Annotated in this window: 4 protein-coding genes; 1 reads left to right on the top strand and 3 read right to left on the bottom strand. The window is 40.1% G+C overall.

Annotated features, from left to right (window positions below; genetic code table 11):
- Positions 1 to 342 precede the first annotated feature (342 nt).
- On the top strand, positions 343 to 1,077 hold the full coding sequence (locus MRT15_RS10725; RefSeq protein ID WP_304330156.1) for a hypothetical protein: 735 nt from the start codon (positions 343 to 345) through the stop codon (positions 1,075 to 1,077).
- A 208-nt stretch (positions 1,078 to 1,285) separates the two neighbouring features.
- On the opposite strand, the gene arsB is transcribed toward MRT15_RS10725, so the two are convergent.
- From arsB to MRT15_RS10710, 3 genes are all read right to left on the bottom strand, one after another.
- On the bottom strand, positions 1,286 to 2,311 hold the full coding sequence (gene arsB, locus MRT15_RS10720; protein ID WP_304330155.1) for an ACR3 family arsenite efflux transporter: 1,026 nt from the start codon (positions 2,309 to 2,311) through the stop codon (positions 1,286 to 1,288).
- Between the two features lie 26 nt (positions 2,312 to 2,337).
- The gene (locus tag MRT15_RS10715) at positions 2,338 to 2,643 is read right to left on the bottom strand and encodes a hypothetical protein (protein ID WP_304330154.1); all 306 of its coding nucleotides are present in this window, start codon (positions 2,641 to 2,643) and stop codon (positions 2,338 to 2,340) included.
- A partial coding sequence (locus MRT15_RS10710; RefSeq protein ID WP_304330152.1) for a class I SAM-dependent methyltransferase occupies positions 2,640 to 3,050 on the bottom strand: 411 nt, incomplete at its 5' end. The genes MRT15_RS10710 and MRT15_RS10715, both read right to left, overlap by 4 nt.

Genomic DNA, 3,050 nt, shown 5'->3' with positions numbered 1-3,050 from the left:
TTTTCACACCTACGTTTATGAAACTTTTTGTAAATAAACCTTTCCAAAAATACAAAAAACCCATGACACGCACCATGTTAAAACTGCATGTAATCTCCTAGATCCCCATGTTGTTTTCACAATCTCTTAAAGTTCTCCCAACCCCCCACAACTGACGTAAGTGGTCTTATATCAGCTAACTGACATAAGTTGTTTAATGCTAATTTTTTATTGATATATGTGGTAAAGAATTTTATCAGCAATTTCATCTTCATAACATCAACCTGGATTTCTAGGGTTATATTGGAGATATGTATTATAAGTTTTCAAAAGCGTGAGCTACATAGTATATGGGGATTATGTTTGAGGGTTTTCTATAGGGCTGCTATCGCATCATTCATACTCACACTCTTCTCCACAATCCACTCAGCATTTTACCTTATGCCTCAGCCTCTATTAAGCTCCTTCTTCCGATCTGAGTACCCATTATCTATTCATTACAAAGATATTTTCTGTGCTGATTTTCGCGTTCTAACATTAGTCTCGCTAGTGTTAGGATTCATTCTATATCTCACCTTATACTACGCCATCTTCTCCGGTGTACGAGCCGTGGTGGGTGATGAGTTAAGGTATAAGGTGGCTATGCTGGTCATATGTATTGTAGGTGTAATAATACCTGTTATATACGGTTCTGCCCCTGGTGCTGTGGAAGCTGTAAGCTTTTATTATCCCGTCTTCACTATACCAAATGTTTTAATGGAAGCAGGTTTTAGGGGTATACTTTATTGTGGAGGATTGACTTTTAATGAGCGCCCTTCCATAACTCCTAATCCTCTACTAAGCTTCATATTATCACCACTCATAATCTCACCAACCATACTCTTAGCATACCTATTACATGCAATTTATAGGCGATTGAGGCAAAAGTTATTCTTATACCTCACAATATTAGCATTAGCGCAATTCACAGCTCTAATCCCCCTCACCCTATTACCCTCCATAATAACACTAATCTACCTACACTTCCTAGCACCATTCACAGGCATTATATTATGGGCCACTATGGGATTAGCATTCCTAAGACTACTCAAACATTAAAATAGACTCGGCAACCTCAATTTAAGTGACAGTTGAAGAGTAGCAACAATTTAAGGAGGCCCCCAATGTTCTCTCTACCTACTTGTTAAGCCTTCATGGAGCCTAGTTCGGGAAGTTGTAGCATAGTTGTTTAAAGAGCTCTATGCCTATTAACTTGCAGAAGTCGTATTTCATTCCAACATACAATTCCAGCAAACATCTCCATTAATTAGTTAACATTATTATGAGAGAAATATTTTTGGGTTTTTAAGGCTAATTTCACGAATGTTAGCATGGATGGAACTTCCCATAAAGGTCCCACTACTGTTGCTAAGGCCGCTCCGGAACCTGCGCCAAATACCACTGTGGCGGTGGCTATTGCAACTTCAAATTGAGTGCTTGAGCTTATGAAAGCTATTGTTACAGCGTCTTCATAGCTGAATTTTAGAAGCCAAGGTATTACGTAGAAAAGTGTGGCCATTGTAAAGAAGTGTATTAGTAATGGTATGGAGATTAATCCTACAATGAAGGGTTCATTGACGATTATTTCCCCCTTCAAGGAGAAGAGTATTATGATTGTTGTAAGCAATGCCAAAGCTGCAATGTTCCCTATCAGTAGACGAAATCTGTTATTAAACCATTCTTCTCCTCTCCTCATAATGAGAGCTTTCCTTGACATTTGCCCAACTATTAAGGGTAACCCAACAAAGAGAATAACGCTTTCCGCTATTGGGGTTATTGGAACAGGAATACCTCCAACTCCAAGGTAGAAGGCTGCCAGAGGCGCATAAAGTATGAGGGTTGATAAAGCGTTTATCGCAGTTATCACAACGCCTTTAGCTACATCGCCATTCGCCAAAAGAATCCAAAATAGAACCATACCCGTGCATGGGGCTATCCCAAGCAGGATAACACCCGCTGTATATTCTGAATAGTTGCTTAGAAATAGGCGGGCTAGCAAAGCCATAAGAGCTGGAGCCACAACCCAGTTACCTATCAATGTGAGAATTACGGGTTTTGGAGATTTGGCTGCCTTCATGATTTCCCCAAACTCTATGTTCACCATGGTTGGATACATGAGGAGGAATAGGCATACCCCCATGGGAATCGATATATCCCCAACTTGAAGGGACTCAATCCATGAACCAATCTCTGGGAGGAACTTGCCCAGAAGGAAGCCGACAATCATGCTGAGAATAACCCATAAAGTGAGGTATTTTTCAAATAAGCCTAAAGTAACCCGACTTTCAGACATTTTATACGCCTCCCCATTTTCTAATGTCACAATTTTTCTCCTTTGACGTAAATGTAGAATATAGTTTCTCCTAAACGGAATTCGCTATTTAAAAGGTAATGGTAGCCTTCCCTATGTTCAGGAATTGTGTTTTTGTGGTAACGTTCTTCCCATATCTGTTTTACTAGAGGTGTAAGGTCAACGATTTCTATGTTCTTCAAGCCTGCACTTGTCATCCATTCCTTGAAGTCGTTTTTGGTGGCATAGCATAGGTAATTGAGACCTATTGATTTGAGTTCATTTCCAACGTGTTCTGGAATTCTCTTTGTGGCAATAACGTCCGTTAGTATCATCCTCCCACCCTCCTCAATACACGAGTCATCTCAACTTGCCCTATCTCTGTTGGTGTAGGTGTGGGGAATATTATGAATTCACTGATTAAAGCATCAAACTCTTCATCAGGAAATGGAATCCTATGCTTCTCAGCTCTATGAAATTCTATGATGCCTTCTAACCCCATTTCCCTTAATCTTTCCAAGCTCCTTTTCAAGCATCCCTCATCAAGCTCTAATCCCATAATCTTCCCATTAAAGCCCTTTTCCTTCCCCGCAAGCCAGAAGGCAACATCACCCTCACCACTACAAAGCAATAGAATCTTCTTAGCATCCAACGGTTTTAAATCTCCATAGATTCTTCCTAAGATCACAGCACTCAGCTTCTTAACTTCATCCTCAGTCCATTGTGTCATTACTACACCCTC

It is taken from the genome of Candidatus Culexarchaeum yellowstonense, assembly GCF_024707025.1.
GTDB lineage: Archaea > Thermoproteota > Methanomethylicia > Culexarchaeales > Culexarchaeaceae > Culexarchaeum.
Note: the sequence above shows the minus strand (reverse complement) of the source record. Positions and strands in the feature narration are given on the sequence as shown.

What these genes read in the sequence shown, in the direction of transcription:
- arsB (WP_304330155.1), bottom strand. Translation starts at nt 2,311, where the DNA reads ATGTCTGAAAGTCGGGTTACTTTAGGCTTATTTGAAAAATACCTCACT.
- MRT15_RS10715 (WP_304330154.1), bottom strand. Translation starts at nt 2,643, where the DNA reads ATGATACTAACGGACGTTATTGCCACAAAGAGAATTCCAGAACACGTT.